The 14,519-nt window shown below is 61.1% G+C and carries 7 protein-coding genes and 1 pseudogene; 7 read left to right on the top strand and 1 reads right to left on the bottom strand.

Annotated elements, in window-relative coordinates:
• Nucleotides 1-101: 101 nt before the first annotated feature.
• Nucleotides 102-331, top strand: a pseudogene (locus tag LAC81_RS38670) (ABC transporter ATP-binding protein); the annotation flags it as partial.
• 54 nt (nt 332-385) lie between these two features.
• Here LAC81_RS38670 and LAC81_RS36170 read toward each other — a convergent pair.
• Nucleotides 386-2,401: a transcriptional regulator gene (locus LAC81_RS36170; protein ID WP_223730990.1), complete on the bottom strand. Its 2,016-nt coding sequence runs from the start codon at nt 2,399-2,401 to the stop codon at nt 386-388.
• A gap of 80 nt (nt 2,402-2,481) precedes the next feature.
• Between LAC81_RS36170 and LAC81_RS36175 the strand changes: the two genes are divergently transcribed.
• The 6 genes from LAC81_RS36175 to LAC81_RS36200 all read left to right on the top strand — a co-directional run bounded on the left by LAC81_RS36175 (nt 2,482) and on the right by LAC81_RS36200 (nt 14,510).
• The gene (locus LAC81_RS36175; protein WP_223730991.1) at nt 2,482-3,570 is read left to right on the top strand and encodes a PLP-dependent cysteine synthase family protein; all 1,089 of its coding nucleotides are present in this window, start codon (nt 2,482-2,484) and stop codon (nt 3,568-3,570) included.
• An 11-nt stretch (nt 3,571-3,581) separates the two neighbouring features.
• Nucleotides 3,582-5,090, top strand: coding sequence for a pyridoxal phosphate-dependent decarboxylase family protein (locus LAC81_RS36180; RefSeq protein WP_223730992.1), 1,509 nt, complete (start codon nt 3,582-3,584; stop codon nt 5,088-5,090).
• A 527-nt stretch (nt 5,091-5,617) separates the two neighbouring features.
• Nucleotides 5,618-7,324 (top strand): adenylate/guanylate cyclase domain-containing protein, encoded by a 1,707-nt coding sequence (locus tag LAC81_RS36185; protein WP_223730993.1) that lies wholly within the window; start codon nt 5,618-5,620, stop codon nt 7,322-7,324.
• Nucleotides 7,325-7,586: 262 nt separating this feature from the next.
• A complete protein-coding gene (gene gdhA / locus LAC81_RS36190) occupies nt 7,587-8,942 on the top strand; it encodes an NADP-specific glutamate dehydrogenase (RefSeq protein WP_223731046.1) in 1,356 nt (451 codons plus the stop codon).
• A gap of 456 nt (nt 8,943-9,398) precedes the next feature.
• Nucleotides 9,399-10,340, top strand: a complete 942-nt coding sequence (locus LAC81_RS36195; protein WP_328717965.1) for a DMT family transporter — start codon at nt 9,399-9,401, stop codon at nt 10,338-10,340.
• 720 nt (nt 10,341-11,060) lie between these two features.
• A complete protein-coding gene (locus LAC81_RS36200; RefSeq protein ID WP_223730995.1) occupies nt 11,061-14,510 on the top strand; it encodes an IPT/TIG domain-containing protein in 3,450 nt (1,149 codons plus the stop codon).
• Nucleotides 14,511-14,519 lie beyond the last annotated feature (9 nt).

A 14,519-nucleotide genomic window follows, 5' to 3' on the forward strand; every position in this document is an offset into this window, starting at 1 on the left:
AACTTGCATCGTCGATTCTGATTTTGAATGCCGCATAGAGCGATCCAAGCGACGGCGCCGCCGCGATCTCTTGCCGCGAACATTTTCAAACCGGGAAATTGTCTGCGGTCGACGGGCTATCGGAGGCGGCCATGGTCGAGACCCTGAAGTCGCGAGCGGGACGCCGCTCGACGATCGTCATAAGCCTCCATCGCAGCACCATATCGTTATGACGAAGTCGTCATCCTTGGTGGGGGGGCAGGTTAAAAGCCAGGCACCTTTCGCCGACGTTGCCAGCTTGACCATGGACCAGCTTTATGAGCGCTGGTCCGGCGGCGTTGATTCCCGGTAGAAGGGGCCGAGTACCGAAGTACCGCGCCCGGAGCCAAGCTTCTCGGTCTATCGTTCAGGTATCCAGCCCAACCAGGACCGCCGCTTCGCGGTATTGGCCAATGACCTCGGGCGTGAAGTGGAAGGCGTCGAGGAAATTGTCCGTTCGGTAGTCCGGGTTTTGAAGCCGGATTTTGGCTGCAAAGCTACGAGCCTCACTGATGCGCCCGGCGAGTGCGAGGCAATGGGCGGCGATCGCGAGGATGTGGACATGCGCGTTCGGACGGGCGGCTGCCTTGACCGCCCAGGTTGCCGCCTCCTCAAAGGCGCCCAGGCGGATGAGGGCAATAGCGCGGGTTCCGAGCATACCAAAGAGTAGGGGATCATAGGGGCTCAAGAGCCGCGAATGATCGGACGCAGCGATCGCTGCGTTGGGGTCGCCGGACTGGGAGTGCACGAAGGCGAGCGCATAGTGGCCAAGGGCGAAATTGGGGCTGAGATGGACCGAGTGCTCCAGTTCGCGCAACGCCTGGTCGTTGTCTCCGGTCAGCCAGAGGGCACGCCCCATCGACCAGTGCGCGGCGGGGTTCTGGTCGTCGACCAACAGGCTCTGCCCGGCGGCTTTGAGCGCGCGCCGGATCTCGCCGTCGCGGTCACCCCAACGCTGGAAGGCTCTTTGCCAGTGCGTGAAGGAGAGGCCCGCATGGGCGCGCGAGAATGTCGGATCGAGGCGGGTCGACAGCCGGAAGAATTCGGCGGCGCGCTCGTTTTCCTCGGCGGTGAAGCGAAACATGTGCCATAGGCCGCGATGATAGGCCTCCCAGGCGTCGAGCGAATCCGGATGTTTCAGGATCGCGCGGTTGCGTTCTTCGTTCTCGATTTCGGCCGCAATCGACGACACGATGCTGTTGCTGATCTCGTCGACGACGGCAAAGCGCTCGGCCGAGCGCGCCTCGAACTGCTCGGTCCACACGATGCGGGCGGTGGCTGCCTCGGCGACCTCCACGGTCACTCCGACCCCGAGTTCGTGCTGTTCCAGGAAGCCGGTGGCGACATAATCGACGCCGAGCCGACGGCCGAGTTCCGGCAGTTCGAGGCTCTCGCCGGCAATGGCAAAGACGGAACCTCGGGCAATAACGAAAAGACTGCGCAGGCGCGCCAGCTTGCTGATGATGTCATGCGCGACCGCGCTGCCGAGATCGTGCCGGCCCGTCGGGTCCGCGACAAGCTCGCGAAACGGCATGATGGCGATCGAGGCGCGGCGCGAGACCGTCATGTGGGCGGGCTGGGGGGGGCTGCCAACACCGTCAGAAACGATGACGACCGCCGGTTGCCGTGGCTGGGGCCGAAGGCGTTCCCATGCCTCTTGGATCGGTGCGAAGTCCTCGCCCTCATCGGCAAAGAGGCGTGCTGCCGTATCGAGATGCCGGGCGCAGGCATCGCTCATCCGCCGGTGGGAGAGTTCCGCTAGAAAGCGGATGTTTGCGTCTGTGTCGAGCGGGGCGAGGTCGAGCCATTGCCGGGCTGCCGGCAAGCCGTCCTCTTTGCCGATGGGTGTTCTTTTGCCGATTTCTGCTGCGATCTCCAGCGCGTACAGGCGAAACTCGCTCCTCACCGATGTCAGCCAGTGCTCGAAGGCAGGGCTGTTGTCGATCTCGACGCCTTCGAGCAGATCGCCTCCGCACCGCCCCGCGATCGTTCGCAATACCTCCAGATTAAGGTTTCGGACACCGCGCCGCCTTGCTTCCAGCAGGTAGCGCACGTCGACGTCACAGCCTTCGAGATCAAGTGAAATCCGGTCGTCGGCTGTGATCACGCGCTTGCGGCCATCCGTCTCCATGAGCGAGCGGATCTTGCTCAGGCTCCAGCGCAATTCACCGCGCGGATCGCTCGGCACTTGCCAAAGCAGATCGCAGAGCCGCTGGCGGGGAACCGAACCGGGCGTTACGGCCAGATAGGCGAGCAGTGCGCGCACCTTGCGCGACGGCGGTAGCGGCACGGCCACCCCGCGGCGCACGAGTTTCATCGGCCCGAGGAGCCGCAGTTCCAGCTCCTTTGCCGAAAAAACCACGTCCGGGCCATCCGTTCCCATGCGCACTCCCACGTGGGCTCCCACGCCGGCACTTTAGCATCCCTTGCCGAACCTAGCATCCGGAAGAGTGAGAGGACGCAATGGCTACCAATTCAGGACTGAGAACCACGAACGGCCGCGGGCGGCTTTTCGACAGCGTGCTGGAGACGATAGGCGACACGCCGGCGATCCGTATCAACAATCTCGGCGTCGGCAACGCGACCATCTATGTCAAGGCGGAGTACTTTAATCCGGCTTCGTCGGTGAAGGACAGGCTCGCGGTTGCGATCATCGAGGAGGCCGAGCGCAGCGGCAAGCTGAAGCCCGGACAAACCGTGGTCGAGGCCACCAGCGGTAACACCGGCATCGGACTGGCGATGGTCTGTGCACAAAAAGGTTACCCGCTCGTCGTCACGATGGCCGATAGCTTCTCCGTCGAGCGCCGCCGGCTGATGCGCATGCTCGGCGCCAAGGTCGTGCTGACGCCGCGCGCCGAAAAGGGCCTGGGCATGTATCGCAAGGCGGTGGAGCTTGCCGAGAAGAACGGATGGTTCCTCGCCCGGCAGTTCGAGACCACAGCCAACGCTGCGATCCACGAGGCGACGACCGGACGGGAGATTGTCAACGACTTCGCCGGCTCCCGCCTGGATTACTTCGTCACAGGCTACGGTACCGGCGGCACGGTCGTCGGCGTATCCCGCGTGCTGCGCCGCGAACGGCCCGAGACGAAGATCGTGCTTGCCGAGCCCGCCAACGCGCAATTGCTCGGCAGCGGCCATGTGCAGCAGCGGGGAGCAGGAGGTGCGCCGGCGGTCAGCCATCCAGCCTTCGAGCCGCATCCAATCCAGGGATGGACACCGGACTTCATCCCTGACGTCCTGCAGGAGGCGGTCGACAACCGCTACTATGACGAGCTTGTCCCGATTGCCGGCCCGAAAGCGATGGAATGGGCCAAGGCGCTTGCTCAGAAAGAGGGCATCTTCACGGGCGTTTCGGGCGGGGCAACCTTCGGCGTTGCGCGCCAGATCGCGGAGCATGCGCCGGCCGGCTCGGTGATACTCTGCATGCTGCCCGACACTGGGGAGCGCTATCTGTCGACGCCGCTCTTCGAAACGATCCCGGCTGACATGGATGACGAGGAGATGGAGTTGTCGCGATCCACGCCCGCCTTCCAGCTGGCGGCAGAATAGAGGAAAAGGCGATGGAAGCGCAATTGTCCGCTGCGAGTGAGGGGGCGCACAAGCAGCCGGAAGTTCTTGCAACTCCGGAAACTCTCGACCCCGCGGACTGGTCGTCCGTTGCGGCACTCGCCCACCGGATTGTCGACGATGCCGTCGACCATCTCGGCCGCGTGCGCGAGCGTCCGGTCTGGCAACCGCTGCCCGACGAGATCGAAGCGCTGTACCGGGCGCCTCTCCCGGATCGGCCGACGCCGCTCGAAGACGTCTACAGGCAGGTGAAGGACACGGTGCTCGCCTATCCGATGGGCAACATCCATCCACGGTTCTGGTCCTGGTACATGGGTTCCGGCAACTTCACCGGGGCGCTCGGCGACTTCCTCGCAGCGATCCAGGGGTCCAATCTCGGGGGCGGCCGCCATGCCGCCGCCCTCGTTGACCAGCAGGTCGTCGGCTGGCTCCGCGACATGATCGGCTTGCCCGAGGCGGCGAGCGGTACGCTGGTAAGCGGCGGTTCTGTGGCCAATCTGGTTGGGCTGACGGTTGCCCGCAACGTCATGGCAGGGATTGATCTGCGCGAAGAGGGTGTCGCAGCCCTGAAGCAGCCAATGCGTTTCTACGCCTCCGACCAGGTCCATTCCTGCCATCGCAAGGCGGTCGAGACGCTCGGCCTCGGCAACAAGGCACTCAGACGGATCCGCACCGATTCCCGTTACCGCATCGACCATGAGGCGCTTCGCGCGGCAATCGCCGAGGATCGCGCGCTGGGCTTCAGGCCTGCCTGCGTCATTGGCACTGCCGGTACGGTCAATTCCGGCGCGGTCGACGATCTCACCGCCTTGGCCGAAATCGCCGCAGAGGAGGAGCTCTGGTTTCATGTCGACGGGTGCATCGGTGCGCTCGTGGCAATCGCGCCTGAGAACGCCTGGCGCGTCAAGGGTATCGAGCGGGCGGATTCCGTTGCGCTCGACCCGCACAAGTGGCTGCATGCCCCGTTCGAAGTCGGTTGCGCGCTTGTACGGGACCGGACGAAGCACCGGGAGACATTCGCCGTTTCGCCGGAATTCCTGCAGCGGATGCCGCGCGGCATCGCCTCCGCTCAATGGCTCCACGAATTCGGCTTTCAGACCAGTCGTGGCTTTGCGGCGCTGAAGGTCTGGATGGCACTGATGGAGCATGGTGTTGCCAAGTTTGGCCGGCTGATTGACCAAAACATTGCGCAGGCTGCATGGCTTTCGGATCTCGTGCGGTCACACCCGCCTTTGGGACTTGTCTCAGAGCCCGAGATCAACATCGTCTGCTTTCGCTATGCGCCCGATGGGCACAGTGAAGAGCGACTAAAGCAGATCAACCTTGAAGTGATGCTGCGCCTGCAGGAGGCAGGTATCGCGGCGCTCTCTGACACAACGATCCGGGGGAAGCACTGTTTGCGGGCAGCGATCTGCAATCACCGCACCCGCAAGGACGATCTCGACCTGCTGGTTTCGGAGGTACTGCGGCTTGGGCGGGAAGTGGACCCATCATTGGCTTGATAGCGTTTTGATAAGAAACGATCGCCTGGTGCAGGGGCCATCCGATTTCGCCATGCGATGATGCCACATCGCCGGTTCGACCCCGGTCAAGGGGCAGGAGGCATCCGTGCTGCCGCTTCCGCTCGTCGGGTGATCTGAACGTTGAAGGAGCGTCTGGAGCGGATACCGGGCAAGCGCGACCCGAGCGTCTCAATTGGGCAGGAAGGAGACTGGCCGCACCTGGAGAGTTGGCCAGGGATGCAGACTTGGCGCAGTTGCAGTTCGGGTCTTCCCCGGAATGCCGTTTCGCAAACAGAACTGGCCACTTCTGCCGAAAGCCCCGCTCGCCGCCCATTACCAGGCGTTCAAGAACCGTCCGCTTTGCAGCGGACACTCATTTCCGTGTCGTCTACTTCGTCGCCGTCGGTCACAACGAAGGTTAACGGCTCGATGGAGGTGGAGGTCGCCTGGGCATTCGCTCTTGCCACTTGTGACTGAGCCGCGGCTGAACAATAATTTGCGAACTCGGTCGTTAGGCTCGTCCTCACATGACGGATCAATCTCTTCAGCGTCGTCTTGCCGCCATCCTCGTTGCCGATGTGGTGGGATATTCGCGCCTGATGGAGGCTGATGAAGCCGCAACGCTGGCGGACCTCAGGGAACTCCGTTCTGGTGTTATCGAGCCGGCAGTGTTGCGCAACAACGGTCGCCTCTTCAAGGTCATGGGCGACGGATTCCTAATCGAATTCGGTAGCGCGGTGGACGCGGTCGTAGCCGCGTTGGAAATGCAACGGGGCGCCACTGCTGTTGGGGCTTCCGGAGACCGGCGCCTGCTTTTGCGTGTTGGCGTCAATCTGGGAGATGTCATTGACGACGGTTCAGACGTTCTCGGCGACGGCGTCAATGTCGCGGCGCGCCTGGAGACGCAGGCCGCACCGGGAGGTATCTGCATTTCGGCCAAGGTTCACGGCGAGATCGTCGGCAAGATCGGCGACCGGTTCTTTGATGCAGGCGAACGCCACCTGAAGAACCTGACTCGTCCGGTCCACGTGTGGCATTGGCCGGATGCGCTGCAGAGCATATTGCCGCTGCCCGAATATCCCTCGATCGCTGTATTGCCGTTCACGAATATGAGTGGGGATGAAGCGGACGCGCCTTTCGTCGACGGCTTGACCGAGGACCTGATCACCGACCTTTCCCGCAACGCCGGCCTGTTCGTGATCGCGCGCAATTCCGTGTACGGCTACAAGGGCAAGCCGGTCGACGTACGGCTGGTTGCGCAGGAACTCGGCGTCCGCTACGTCCTCGAGGGGAGCGCCAGACGCGCAAATGGCCGTATCCGCATCAATGCCCAATTGATCGACGCGCTTGCCGGCCAGCACTTGTGGGCCGACCGGTTTGACAGGACAGTGGAAGATGTTTTCGAATTGCAGGATGAAGTCAACGCCAAGATTGTTGAAGCCCTCGTCGGCCGGCTGACCATCCCGACGCAGCGCAATCGGCCGAAGAACTTTGAGGCCTACGATCTGTGTGTGCGCGCCCGCCTCCTGACGGAAGAGTCGCCGCAAACTGAGCGTGAGGCCTATATGCTTCTCCAGCGCGCGGTTGAGCTCGAACCATCATACGCCGAGGCGCTCGGTCTGCTCGCCTATAACCGTTGGCTTGCCTGGACTCATTTCGGCGAGCCCGAAAATCCTAACCGTCGGATGGCGGCGACGTTCGCGCAGAAGGCGGTCGATCTGGATCCCAACGATGCCGGCTGCCGTTACGTTCTGGGGACCATTTTGGCCTATGAGTGGCGATGGGAGGAATCGGAGGCCGCCTTCGCCAAGGCCCTGGAGCTCGACCCCAACCACGCCGACACCTGGGCCGCCATGTCGGACATGTCCGTGCTGGACGGCAGGGTTGCCGACGGACTAGCGCAGATCGAAAAAGCGCTGCGGCTCAATCCCTATCCGACCTGCTGGTATCTTTGTCATCTTGGTCAGGCGCAATACGCCGCGCGCGACTACGTGGCGGCAGCCGCTACACTGCGCAGGAAGGACACGTATCGCACCAACTCACGCAAATTCCTGGCTGCTACGCTTGCGCAGTTGGGCCACCGTGAGGAGGCGCGGCGAGAAGCAGAATTGTTCCTGATCGCCCACCCTCATTTCACGATCGGCCATTGGCTCAGCTCCCAGCCGCTACGCGATGCGTCTGTTCGAGACCACTTTGTCGACGGCTTCCGAAAGGCTGGCCTGCCGGAAATGTGACAGCGGGTGGGGACCTCTTGGCCTCAGGCTTCGAAAGCTGATCGATCTGTCATTCGCCATTCACACAACATAGACGCTTTATTCGAGCATTCGCTGTCGTTTCTCTGGGGGCCAACGACCATCGTTTCCGGGCGACCATGCAGGCACATCTTGGACGTGTCGCATAAAAATTCATCAAATGCCGCATCGACATTCGCCCGCTTTGCGTTCATGCAGGGCAGAGAAGCACGTTTTTCTTGCAGTCGCCCAATGGAGATGCGAATTGGTAAGCGTTGATGAGAAGCTCGAGCCCATCTTTCAGGAGGTCTTGAGGCGTAATGCTGGTGAACAGGAATTTCACCAGGCCGTAAGAGAAGTGCTCGAGAGTCTGGGACGTGTCATAGCCAAGCACCCGCGCTATCTTGAGAATGCTCTCATCGAACGCATTTGCGAGCCGGAACGACAAATCATTTTCCGCGTCCCTTGGGTTGATGACCAGGGGCAGGTGCAGATCAACCGTGGCTTCCGCGTTCAGTTCAATTCGGCACTCGGCCCCTACAAGGGCGGCATCCGGTTCCATCCGTCCGTCAATGTCGGCATCATCAAGTTTCTGGGATTTGAACAAACCTTCAAGAATGCCCTTACGGGCATGCCGATTGGTGGCGGCAAGGGTGGTTCCGACTTCAATCCGCGGGGTCGTTCTGACGGCGAAATCATGCGCTTCTGCCAGTCATTCATGACCGAGCTTCATCGCCACATTGGCGAGTATACGGACGTTCCCGCCGGCGACATCGGCGTGGGCGGACGCGAGATCGGCTACATGTTCGGCCAGTACAAGCGTCTGACCAATCGGTATGAAGCAGGTGTCCTGACCGGCAAAGCGCTCTTTTACGGAGGCTCGCGCGCCCGTACTGAAGCAACTGGCTACGGCAATACATATTTTGTCCAGGCCATGCTGGCGACAAAGGGGCAGAGCTTCGACGGAAAGAAGGTCGTCGTTTCAGGCTCCGGCAATGTTGCCCTCTACACGATCGAAAAGGTGCAGTCGTTTGGCGGCAAGGTCATGGCCGTCTCCGACAGTTCCGGCTATATCGTCGACGAGAGCGGCATCGACCTCGCGCTCCTCAAAGAGATAAAGGAGGTCCGCCGTGGCCGCATGTCCGATTATCTGCGAGCCAAGGGCAAAGGTGTCTACTTCGTCAACGCCGATGCAGGATCAATCTGGGATGTCCCATGCGATGTGGCCATGCCATCGGCCACCCAGAATGAGCTGACCGGAAAAGACGCGAGGAAGCTCGTCGCGAACGGCGTGACGGCGGTCGGTGAAGGCGCAAACATGCCCTCCACGCCCGATGCCATCCGCATCTTCCAGGAAGCCGGCGTTCTGTTCGCACCGGGCAAGGCCGCCAATGCCGGCGGCGTAGCGACGTCCGCGCTCGAAATGCAGCAAAACGCATCCCGCGACAGTTGGACATTCGACCAGACCGAGGCTCGCCTTGCCACCATCATGCGCAACATCCACGACGCATGCGCAGAAACAGCCGACGAATACGGTGCGCCGGGTGACTATGTCCTTGGAGCCAACATTGCGGGCTTTGTCAGAGTTGCCCAAGCCATGGATGCACTTGGAGTGATCTGACTTAGGTTGCGAGGGCTGGGCGGACGATCGATCACCATGACGGTTCGGTTGTCTCCGCTCAGCGTGTCGGCAATAGCGCGAAGCGGACTTCTTGCGCCATGATTTTTCCACCTTCATGGGAGTGATCGCGCCAAGGCTTGGAAGGTGCAGAGCAGTTCCGCCTATGGCCATCGGTGCCACAACGATCCACGGTAACGTCATCGACACGTCGAGCAGGATCAAAGCCGCCAGCGCGAGGGCAAGATCATTCTTTTTGCGGTGTCGCTGCCTTCACTTCGCATCTTCTCTCTCATTCTGACGAAATTCTAACGCGAAACTAACGTTTCAAGAACTGTAGCGCTCCCCGCCCAAGCGTCACCATGACGGCCGATCATTTTTAATTCGCCAAATTGGGATGACCGACACAACACACGCGTTCGCGCGAGGGGGTGACGAGTGTCCAGAACAAGAGCCAACTTGCTGTTGCTGTTTGCAGCCGCGTTGTGGGGCTTCGGCAACGTCGCGCAAAAGACGGTGCTTGAACATCTCGACGCGCTGAACGCGGTGGGCCTGCGCTGTCTGATCGGCGGGTTAATTGTGCTGCCCTTTGTCTTGACCGAAAGGCGATTGCCGACCGGGTCGGGCTATTTGCCGAGTTTGGCCAGAGTGGGTGCGCTGTTTGCCACCTCCGTCATGCTCCAGCAACTCTGCTATCTCGGCGCCACCGTCACGAATGCGAGTTTCCTGATCAGCACAGCAACGGTGATGACACCATTGGCCGCGTGGCTGCTTATCGGCGAACGTCCAACAATGAACCTCACGGTGGCCGCCGTGCTCACCGTGGTCGGCGCCCTGCTTTTGTCGGGTGGGATCTCCGGACTCAACAGCGGCGACCTCACCGCTATCATCTCGGCCGCCTGCTATGCGATTTGGGCCGTCGAGCTGGGGCGGCACATGCAAGTTCATGGGCGTCCGCTCACCGCGGCTGCGGCGCAGTTCCTCGGGGGCGCCGCCATCGCCCTTCTGTTCGGGACCGTCGAAGGGAACCTCTCACCAGCCGCTGTATCCGCGGCAGGCCTTGAACTGGTGGTACTCGGTGTGTTTTCCACCGCCATCGCTTTCGGCATCCAGATTGCCGCCTTGCGATTCACCTCGGCCAGCCATGCTGCCGTGATCGTCAGCGCTGAAAGCGTCTTCGGGGCGCTGGGCGGAGCGATGCTACTCGGCGAGCGGTTTTCCGCCAGCGGAGCAGTGGGCGGGGCAATCATTCTTGCAGCGATCCTGTCGGTCGCGATGTCGAACCCTACAGCGTCGGCCGCCGCGCCATTTCGGGCCGACTCGATTCAAGCTCCCGATCGAGCCCCCGTCTTTGCCGCTGAACCGTCAGCCCGGGCGGGGGATCGTACCGCCACCAATTGAGTGCAAGCGGAGGGGTGCAATGGAGACCATGTCTGGGACTAGACGGCGCGGGGAACGGCGGTTGAACAGGGTCGGCACGTTCGGTCGTCGGATTTCTCGCGATTAGGTAGGCCCGCGCCGAAAGCTCGCATAAATTTTCGATCGGAACTCAGGGTTTATCCCGTCGAGGTCCAGCCGCTACAGATAGCGCAATCAAGCAAGAACGCGCCCGAATGGGCGTCCGCATTCAGGCGTCCGATCGGTGTTCACCCAAAGAGAGCAACTCCAGCCACATGGCGGTCTCAAACAGGGCGCCCTCATCGGAGTCCCTCTGCGGGGACTGAGCCGACAGACACCGAGCCAAGCAAACGGCCCGCTTTCCGTAACGCGGAATGCTGCAACCGATGTGCACGCGGTCGACAATGCCTGATTTCGAGGTCGTTCGTGCTGATCTGACTGTTCAGTCCACCGGCAATTTCCTGCAGGTTCGGATCAGCGGATTGTGACTCGACACTTTTCACCAAGTCAAACATGGACCAAAACGAAGAAACAATTAATAAGTTGGATCGGATGTTGTTGTGATGGGTCATCCATCAAGAATAGGAAGTGGATTGTACTGGGTGACTGTAATATAAATTGCACTCCGAGGCACCTGAAATTTGTCGTACTGGGCGCTCCTTTGCGTATTCGTCGAGCGCGTCGACCTTGCGCCATGAGTCAAGACAACGACGGGGGATCGAGATGGTACTTCGCATACACGAGATTTCACCCACGAAAGGCTGGCCGGGAACGATCGTCGAGTTTCGGGGAGAGGGCTTCGATCCGCATCGCGATGCCAATGCGGTGATCATTGGCGATCGTCCCGCGATGGTTGTGCGGGTCGAGCTAGAGCGGTTGTTGGCGATGGCGGCCGAGGATGCCCGTACCGGTGAGATTCGCGTTACAGTTGGCGTGGATAGCGAGGTTGGCCCGCCGTTCGAACTCCTCCCTTATCCCGAGGAGCATGATTGGATCTCGCCGGCGCCGCCGCGCTTTTTTCACGGTCCACAGGGTGGGACGCCTTCGCGCAACGTGCAGAACCAGCGCGTCCTCGTCCTACCAGTCTTCACCACCGAAGCACCCCCGGTGCCACCACCCACGGCAGCACAGCTCGCCGCCCTCGACGTCAAGTATAATCGAGTCGACGAGTTCTGGCGCACAGCTATTCACCGGACCTCATGGAAGTTCGAGCGCCACGCGACCTGGCTCCAGCTTCCTCGTGAGGGCGATTTCTACATCATCGATCAGACACACATCGATCACGCACGCTTTGCCTATCTCACGGCTGATCGACGCATCGTCGGCGACAGCGGCGTGATCTTCGCAGCCACGAATACTGGCTTCATCCCCATCCTGCACCCGTCGCCGCTGAGCTGGACCTATCTGCTCGGCCCAAACGCCCCAAATGATGGGGTCGTCCTCGCCCAACTCAAGGTCGGCAACAGGCTCTATGTCGGCACGAATGGCGGCACCCTGGCGATCTTCGATGTCGCCTCGCCGGGCGCAGCGGTGCTTTTGGGCTCGGTCGATGCTGGGGATCCAGTATGGGATATTGCCCTGATCGGTACGAACGCGGTGTTGGCGCAGGGCGCCGGTGGCCTCGGCCTTGTCGATGTCTCGAATGCCGCGAACCCGTCGATGCTGATCGGTGGCTGGGGAGGTGGCCTCGACCCAAACTGGGCGACGCGCGTCAAGACCGTCGTCAATCGCATTTACTCGAACCGCGGGGAAACGCTGCGTGTTCACGACCTGAATGCGGCACTGGCCTTCGTCAATGTCGCCGACGTGCCGATCGGTGACTGGATCGTGGACATTGCCATTGACGGCACGCGCTTGGTCGTTGCAACTGACGGAAGTGGCATCGTCACATTGGAGGTCACTGCAGGCGGCTTGCTCGAGAAGGCGCGCCTTACTGCATTCGCGTTCCCGCGCGAAATTCGCATCGCCGGCAATATAGCCTGGATCGTGGCGTCCGAGGATGGTCTTGCCGCGATCGATATCGGCAATCTGGCTGCACCAGCAGCCCTTGGGTCGAAGAAGTTCAAGAGGGACGCCAATTCAATTATTCTCAACGGCAACGAGGCGGTGGTCGCTCTGGGCGATACCGTTCTTGTATCGGTGAACATCGCCAATCCGGCAGCGATGACGCTGAACAGTCCAGAGCAAACGGCCAGCTTCAATATACCCATGGCGGACCGCCGCGCGTTTCTCATTGCACGGATCAATGGAAGAGGATCGGCCGTCGACTCCGATCGTATCTTCATCGATGCACTGCGTGTCTGGTTCGCCGCCACGGGGAAAGACCATCACGACCTTGATCCCTATGAGGGCATCGTCGTCAGCTTGGCCGGACCTGTCGTTCGGGCGCATAGCGGGCCGGCTGATGGCCTGGCTTCCTCAGAGTTTCGGATTCCTTTCAACGGAACAAAGGGCCTTTTCTACGAGGGCCACACCGACCCCTGGACCACGCCAACTCACGAGATCGTCCATTGGCTAGGTATGGGGGATCTCTATGAGGAGCAGTTTGCCGATGGCTCTGTGGTGATGGGCAGCGCCGCGCAATGGTGCCTATCGGGAGACAGTGGCGGTGCGCCATTGTTCTGCGCGCAGCGCCTCACTGATGCCTTGGATTGCCTCAAGATCGGCGCGGGCGCGGCCGAGAACGTCCGCCAGTTGATCTGGACGCCAACCACACAGGTGGACCAGAGTTTTGATATCGTCGCGCATGGCGCGACCGAGGATACCGACCCGGAACGCGTCCATGCGCTGCGCCTCGTGGTCTCCAAGGCGATGACCTACTGGGTAGAGGTGCGCCAGCACGCGCCTCCAGGATTACTCTTCGATCAAGCGATACCGGTTGTGCCGCCGGGTGCTGTCGGGTGCGTTCTGGTGACGCGCGCCACTGACGAGCAAAGTGTTGCCGACAACACTTTCGAGCGACCAGTTCAACTGATGGGCGTGCTTCAGCCCGGCGAGGAGGTCGTTGATGCCTCGCGCAATCTACGAATTACGGTCGATACCATTATTTCGGTCGACCCGCTGACATATCGCGTCCGCATCGAATGGAATCAGCCGATCCCGGACAATCCCGACGGCGCCTTCGACCTTACGATCACGCCCTGGGATCTCAACACCTACGAGACACCCGACATATGGATCGATTCTCCGCGTACAGGCATCAATGTTTATGAATTTTGCGAGCCTGGCGATCCCTCCAAGCCGATATTGAGCGGCGACCGGCCATGGGTAAAACATCCCAACACGATCAAAGCACGGATCCGCAACACTGGACCACTGCAGGTCGACGACATCCATGTCACCTGCTACGTCACCTCACCGCCGGGCATTGGCGACAATGGCGAGTGGCAGACACTCGAGACGAAGCCAGTTGCGTCGATTGCCGGCCACAGCGAAGTCATCGTCGACTTTCGATGGGTGCCGGAGGTCGACAAACACACCTGCATCTCCTTGGCCATCTTGCCCAAATTGGGTGAGGTCACGGGAAAAAACAACCGTGCGCAGGAGAATGTCGCGGTGTTCGACACTGCTTCAGGTTCCTCGCACGAGCCGGTGATTATCGAGGCGGCGGTGCGCAGCCCATACACCATTGGCAAGAAGATCGATGTGCTTGTGCGTCATCTCCCCGACCGTTGGCATGCCGTAGTCGATCATGCGTCTGTCTGGTTAGCCGGCAAAGGCTCCGCGCCAGTTCGCGCGGTGATCTGGACGGACCTGCAGTCTTGGGGCCTTGAAGGAGAGCATGGCGAGCGGCTTGCGAAGCCGACAATCGAGGGGTGGACGTATCACGGCGATCACTATCGGCCGATCGGCGGCATTTTGGCACCAGTCCGTGCCGTTCCCGGTGTCCGCATTATTTTTGGGGTCGAGGCTGGCGGTGGCGCCATCTACGTATGGGGCCACCTCGAACCGCGTGCCCGGCAAGTGCCCATAGCCGTCGAGATCCAAGCGGAATCGGGCCGAACTTGGATGCTTTACGACAGGACGGACAACAACGGCGAGTTCAGGCCTTCAACACCCGGGGCTGGCCTTTCCCTAGATCCCGGTCGCTACACCGTGCAGGTATTCACCGCCGGCGGAGCCAACGCTGCCGAAACCGAATCTGAAATCATGCAGGTCAATCTCGGGCCATAGAACCTGAAG

The sequence above is a fragment of the Ensifer adhaerens genome (genome assembly GCF_020035535.1).
In the GTDB taxonomy this organism is placed as follows: domain Bacteria; phylum Pseudomonadota; class Alphaproteobacteria; order Rhizobiales; family Rhizobiaceae; genus Ensifer.